Source organism: Spirillospora sp. NPDC048823 (assembly GCF_043198445.1).
In the GTDB taxonomy this organism is placed as follows: domain Bacteria; phylum Actinomycetota; class Actinomycetes; order Streptosporangiales; family Streptosporangiaceae; genus Spirillospora.
Genome location: NZ_JBICUT010000012.1, coordinates 226010 through 232213 on the forward strand (window position 1 = coordinate 226010; position 6204 = coordinate 232213).

General features: G+C 74.3%; 6 protein-coding genes. All 6 read right to left on the reverse strand.

The window, feature by feature from the left end; translation table 11 throughout:
• Positions 1 to 14: 14 nt before the first annotated feature.
• The gene (locus ACGFK0_RS26345) at positions 15 to 986 is read right to left on the reverse strand and encodes a carbamate kinase (RefSeq protein WP_392909244.1); all 972 of its coding nucleotides are present in this window, start codon (positions 984 to 986) and stop codon (positions 15 to 17) included.
• An 89-nt stretch (positions 987 to 1075) separates the two neighbouring features.
• The gene (locus tag ACGFK0_RS26350) at positions 1076 to 2197 is read right to left on the reverse strand and encodes a CU044_5270 family protein (protein ID WP_392909246.1); all 1122 of its coding nucleotides are present in this window, start codon (positions 2195 to 2197) and stop codon (positions 1076 to 1078) included.
• Positions 2194 to 2745, reverse strand: coding sequence for an RNA polymerase sigma factor (locus tag ACGFK0_RS26355; protein WP_392909248.1), 552 nt, complete (start codon positions 2743 to 2745; stop codon positions 2194 to 2196). The genes ACGFK0_RS26350 and ACGFK0_RS26355 overlap by 4 nt, the downstream gene beginning before the upstream one ends.
• 78 nt (positions 2746 to 2823) lie before the next feature.
• Positions 2824 to 3987 carry a pyridoxal phosphate-dependent aminotransferase gene (locus tag ACGFK0_RS26360; RefSeq protein ID WP_392909250.1) on the reverse strand — a complete coding sequence of 388 codons (1164 nt, stop codon included), beginning with the start codon at positions 3985 to 3987 and terminating at the stop codon, positions 2824 to 2826.
• Between the two features lie 19 nt (positions 3988 to 4006).
• On the reverse strand, positions 4007 to 4612 hold the full coding sequence (locus tag ACGFK0_RS26365; protein WP_392909252.1) for a response regulator: 606 nt from the start codon (positions 4610 to 4612) through the stop codon (positions 4007 to 4009).
• Positions 4609 to 5907 (reverse strand): sensor histidine kinase, encoded by a 1299-nt coding sequence (locus ACGFK0_RS26370; RefSeq protein WP_392909254.1) that lies wholly within the window; start codon positions 5905 to 5907, stop codon positions 4609 to 4611. Before ACGFK0_RS26370 ends, ACGFK0_RS26365 begins: the two co-directional genes overlap by 4 nt.
• Positions 5908 to 6204 lie beyond the last annotated feature (297 nt).

Here is a 6204-nt window from a genome sequence, read left to right on the forward strand (position 1 = left end):
TCCTGTACCCCGGGTCACGCCTCCACGACCGTCCCGGCCTTGCCGTGCGCCGCGTCGCCCAGCCGGGCCAGCGACGCGATCGCGGCGCGCCGCCCGCCGGCGGCGACGAACCGCCGCACCGCCTCCACCTTCGGGCCCATGCTGCCGCCGGCGAAATGCCCGGCGGCGGCCAGCTCGCGCAGTTCCGCGACCGTCGTGCGGTGCAGCGGACGCGCGTGCGGGGTGCCGAACCCGGTCATCGCGTTCTCCACATCGGTCGCGATCACCAGGGTGGCCGCGCCCAGCCGCCGGGCCAGCAGCTGCGCCGCCAGGTCCTTGTCGACGACGGCCTCGACGCCGCGCAGCGTCCCGTCCACGCGGGCCACGGGCACGCCTCCGCCGCCCGCAGCGACCACGACGTGCCCGGCGTCCAGCAGCGCCGCCGCCGCGCCGGCGTCCAGAATGTCCAGGGGCTCCGGGGAGGCGACGACGCGCCGCCAGCCCCGCTCCCCGAAGGGCCGCCACACCTGGCCGAGCGCCGTGGCGCGCCGTGCCTCCGCTTCGGGGAAGTAGCGGCCGACCGGCTTGGCGGGGTCGGTGAACCCGGGGTCGGACGTGTCCACGAGCGTGCGCGTCACGACCGTGGACACCGGGCGGGCCGTGCCCCTCGCGGCCAGGGCCCGCTCCAGCGCGTTCATGATCATCACACCGACGGTGGCCTGGGTCTGCGCGCCGCACCAGTCCAGCGGGACGGGCGGCACCACACCCGCCGCGAGCTGGTTCTTGATCAGCAGGTTGCCGACCTGGGGCCCGTTGCCGTGGGTGAGCGCGACCCGCGCGCCCGCCGCGACGAGGCCGGCCACCGGGCCCATCGCGCGCTCGATCGCCGCCGCCTGGGCGTCCGGCGTGGCGCTGCCGTCCGGCGCGGTCATGGCGTTGCCGCCGAGCGCGATCAGGATCCGCTCCCCGCCGAGCGGTCCCCCGTCCTCCCCGCCGTTCCAGCTCACGGCCCGAACGCTAGCCCGGCGACGGGCGGCGCTCATGGGCTAAACCAGCCCAAGGAACGCCGCCCGTTCGGCAATCTCCGCCCAAGCGGTCAGGGCCGCTCGCCCAGGGAATCGACCCAGCCCGCCTGAAGGTACGTCTGCGACAGGCCGGCGTCGCCGTCCTTCCCGACGGAGGACTGGTACGCGAGCAGCTCCGCCGTCTTCTGGTCGATGACCAGCCGGATGCGCCCGGCCGGGCCCCCCATCGATACGGCCGCGCCCCGGCGGCCGCGGTCATCGGTGACCGCTCCGTCCGACCGCACGCCCGGCTGCCCGGCGAGAACCCGGTACAGCGCGGCCTTCGTGCCCGGCGTGGTCGGGCCCGCCAGCAGGTCCTGCGCCGTCACCCAGACGAAGTACGGGTACGGGTCGACGTTCTGCGGCCCGCCCGCCTTCCGCAGGTCCGCCTCGTAGCGGCGCCGCAGCTCCTTGCCCAGGGCCGCCGCGTCCACGGGAAGCTCGCGCAGTTCGTCCATGGTCAGGTCGGCGTTCCCGACCTGGTAGGTGATCGGCATGTCGTAGTCGTTCACCGACGGGGCCCGGTCCTCCTTCGACAGCAGCTCGGGGGAGCCCGCCCGGCGCCATTCCGCCTCGTCACGCGGCGTGGGGAAGCTCGTCCGCACGTCGATCCCGGTGACCGTCCTCGTGCGGTCGCGCGGGGACCGCGCCGTCCAGCTCTCCTCTCCCCCCGTGGTCACGAAGGTGTAGGGGAGCTTCTTCGGGTCCCGGGCGGGCCGGCCGGCACCCGGACGCCGCGGCCGAGCACCCGGCAGGTCCGCCTCGTGCGTGTGCGTCGTCCTGGTCTGGCTGCGCACGTACCAGTAGCGCCCCATTCTGCCCGGGGCACGCTCGGCCGTCTCGGCACCGGCGAGCAGGATCGTGCGCGCGTCGACGGACCTTTCGGCCGTCGCGGGCGGTGATGGCGTGTGCCCGTTCCCGCCTGTGGCGACGATCGCGCCGCCGGCGGCGCAGGCCGCGGCCGCGACACCGGCGGCCAGCAGTGCCGGGCGGCGCCTGCGCACTCGGGGCCGGGCCTCGGCGGCGGAGTTCATGGCCCGCGCCAGGTCGGTGTCGCGGCGGCGGGCGTGGCCCTCGTCCGCCAGCTCGTCCAGGGCGGCGGGCCGGAGCGCGCGGAAGGTCGTGTCGGTGTCCATCTTCTCTCCAATGGTCATCGGGCCGCCTTCTCGGCGACGGGGGCGGCGGGGGCGGCACGGCCCGGGGCGGGGCCGGGGGCGTCCAGGGCGCGGGCGAGCCGCCGCCGCGCCCGGTGCAGCCGGACGGCGAAGGTGGGCACCGAGCAGCCCATGACCTTCGCCGCCTGCCGGGGGTCGAGGCCGTGCCAGTTGACGAGCGCGAGGATCTCCAGGTCGCGCTCGGGCAGCGCGGCGATCGCCGCCAGTGCGGTCTCGCGTTCCACGACGTGCACGGCGACGTCCCAGGCCGCGAGGTCGGCGGGCGTCGTCAGCGCCCGGATGCGCTCGGCGAGGACCCGCCCGCGCCTGCCCCGGTCGCGCTGCTTGTGCAGCAGGTTGCGGGCGACGCCGAGCAGCCAGGGCAGCGCCGGATCACCGATGGCGTCCAGCCGCCGCCAGGCGATCAGGAACGTCTCGCCCGCGATGTCCTCCGCCGTGTGGGGTTCGGCACGGGTGAGCGCGTACGCCAGCACGCGGCGGTGGTTCTCGTCGTACAGGCGGGTGAACCGTGATTCGGGATCATCCACGAAAACCTCATCTCGAAGTCGGTCATCGTGTCGTAATCCCGTGCGGGCGGCGCCGTTTACAGGTGCGGCCCGGATATTTCAGTGCAGGCGGGTGAGGCGTTCGACGGCCTCGTCGATGACCTCGTCCTTCTTGCAGAACGCGAAGCGGACGAAATGCGCGCCGGCTTCGGCGTGGTCGTAGAAGACCTGTGCCGGGATCGCTACAACGCCCGCCTTCTCCGGCAGGGCGCGGGCCAGTTCCATGCCGTCGGTGAACCCCAGCGGACGGATGTCGGCCTGCACGAAGTAGGTGCCCTGCGGCCGGTACGTGCTGAACCCTGCGGCCTCCAGGCCGGTGATGAGACGGTCCCGCTTGGCCTGCAGGGACGTGCGCAGTTCCTCCACCCAGGGGATCTCGTTGCCCAGCGCGTACGCGGCGGCCCGCTGGTAGGGGGCGCTGACCGCGTAGGTGAGGAACTGCTTCACCGTCTGGACGGCGCGGACATGGGGCGCGGGCGCGGTCACCCAGCCGGTCTTCCATCCGGTGACGGAGAACGACTTGCCCGCCGACGACACCGACACCGTCCGCTCGCGCATGCCGTCGAGCGTCGCCAGGGGGATGTGCTCGGCGTCGTCGAACGTCAGGTACTCGTAGACCTCGTCCGTGATCGCGACCAGGTCGTGTTCGCGGCAGACGCCCGCGATGGCCTCCAGCTCGGCGCGTGTGAACACGGTGCCCGCCGGGTTGTGCGGCGAGTTCACCAGGATCGCCCGGGTGCGGGGGCCGGCCGCGGCGCGCAGCTCGTCCGGGTCGAAGGTGAAGCGGCCCTCGACCGGGCGGAGCATGACGGGCCTGCGGACGGCGCCGGAGAGCGCGATCACGGCCGCGTAGGAGTCGTAGTACGGCTCGAACACGATGACCTCGTCGCCCGGCCCGGCGAGCGCGAGCACCGACGCGGCGATGCCCTCCGTGGCGCCAACGGTCACGAACACCTCGGCCGCCGGGTCGTACGACAGCCCGTACCGCTGAAGCCGCTGCGCCGCGACGGCCTCCCGGAGCTCCGGCAGCCCCGGCCCCGGCGGGTACTGGTTCGCTCCCGACCGGATCGCCTCTACCGCGGCGTCCAGCACGGCCTGCGGGCCGTCGGAATCCGGAAAGCCCTGGCCGAGGTTGATCGAGCCGGTCCGGACGGCGAGGGCCGACATCTCGGCGAAGATCGTCTCGCCGAATCCCTGCATGCGCGCTACGAGAGGGTCACCCACGCCGACCAGGGTAGCGGCGTCAGATCCAGCCCATCTCCCTCGCGGCGCGGACGGCGGCGAGGCGGTTGGACTCGCCGAGCTTGGTCATGGCGGTGGAGAGGTAGTTGCGGACGGTGCCCTCGGACAGGTGGAGGTGGGCGGCGATGCGGGCGGTCTCGGTGCCGGTGCCGGTGAGGCGCAGGACCTCGCGCTCGCGCTCGGAGAGCGGGTTGTCGCCGGCGGCCATGGCGCCGGCGGCGAGTTCGGCGTCCAGGTAGCGGCCACCGCCGTGCACCTTGCGGATGGCGGCGGCGAGTTCCTGCGTGGGGGCGTCCTTGGCGACGAACCCGCGGACCCCGGCGGCCATGGCGCGGCGCAGGTAGCCGGGGCGGCCGAAGCTCGTCAGGATGCAGACCGAGCAGCGGGCGCCGGAGGCGTTGAGCTGCTCGGCGACGGTGAGGCCGTCCGCGCCGGGCATCTCGATGTCCAGGACGGCGACGTCCGGGTCGTGCTCGGCGACGGCGGCGGCGACCTCGTCGCCCCGGCCGGCCTCGGCGACGACCTCCAGGTCGGGTTCGAGGCCGAGCAGCGCGGCGACGGCGCCGCGGATGAGGTGCTCGTCGTCGGCCAGCAGGATCCGGATCACGCGCGGCTCCCCCCGGTGTCGGCGGGCACGGCGTCCGCGGGCACGGCGTCCGCGGACACGGCCTTGGCGGACGCGGTGTCGCCGGGCACGGCCTCGGCCGGCGCGGGGGCGGGGAGGGGGACGACGGCGCGCAGGACGAAGTCGGCGCGCCCGTGCCGGCCGGAGGTGATCTCGCCGCCGAGCACGGCGACGCGCTCGGCGAGGCCGGTGAGGCCCGCGCCGTCGGCGTCGTCGCCGCCGCGGGCGCCGTCGTTGCGCATCTCAAGGGCCACGGAGTCGCCGTGGGAGGTCAGCGTGACGGTGCAGTGCCGGGCCTCGCTGTGCTTGATCACGTTGGTGGTGCCCTCGCGGATCACCCAGGCCAGTACCGCGCGGACCTCCGGCGGCAGCGCGCCCGGCAGGTCTCCGATCTCGCAGCGGATCCCGGCGGCCTCCAGCACGGCACGCGCCCCGGCAAGCTCGGCGTCCAGCTCGACGGCGCGGTAACCGTTGACGGCGGCCCTCACCTCCCGCAGCGCCTCCCGGGCGGTGCGCCGGACGTCGGCCATCTCGGCGACGGCCCGGTCCGGGTCGGCGCCCACCGTCCGCATCGCCAGCTCGCTCTTCACCGCGATCAGGGAGAGGCTGTGGCCGAGAAGGTCGTGCAGGTCGCGGGAGAAACGGAGCCGCTCCTCGGTCACCGCGAGCCGGGCGAGGGCCCCCCGGGCCGCGTAGGTCTCCTGGTGCATCTCCCACATGCGGCGCTGGTACCGGTTGCAGAACACGACGAACCCGCAGGCGGCGACGTAGACCGCGAACATCATGGGCAGGAGGCCGTACCAGGGCATGCCGCCGTCCGGGTAGAGGTACCGCGCGGAGATCGTGGTGAGCGCCGAGCAGTACGCGGCCGTGCCGAGGCAGAGGGCGGCGATCTGCCGGCGGCTCATCGGCGACAGCACCACCGCGGACACCCAGATGACCGCGATCAGGTTGAACAGCGGGTTGGTGAGGAGCATCAGGCTCAGCACGGCGGCCACGGCGCCGCCGGCCGCGATGTCGCGCCGGGACGCCCCGCCGTCCAGGCCCGTCCGGACGAGCCGCGCGTAGTACCAGGTGAGCAGGGCGAGGCCCGCGATCACCGCGAGGACGACCGGGACGCCGACGTGACCGTCGTCGTAGGCGGCCACCAGCCCGGCCAGGCTCGGCGCGATGAACCCCACGGCCGCGAGCAGGAACGAGCGGTACGTCCCCCGCCGATACCGTTCCAGCCTGCGGTTGTCCTGCTCTTCCAGATCCGCCGTGGTGGCGACCGCCATGTCGGGTTCCTCCTCGCCTGCACTGTAATCGTGCGCGGGCATCGAGCGGGCGGGCTCCGCCCCCCAGCGTCGCGGTTCCGCGCGCCCGCCGGTAGACGCGCGTGTCACCGGTTCCACCGGCGCCTGTCACCCCATCGGCATGACAGGTGTCATGCGGGCGGCTCTCAGCGGGCGACGCCGACCACGCGCCCGGACTTCTCCCCTAAGGCGCGAGGTCGGTCAGGCGGGTCTTGACGACCTTGCCCATGGCGTTGCGGGGCAGGGAGCCGACCAGGTGCACCACGCGTGGCCGCTTGT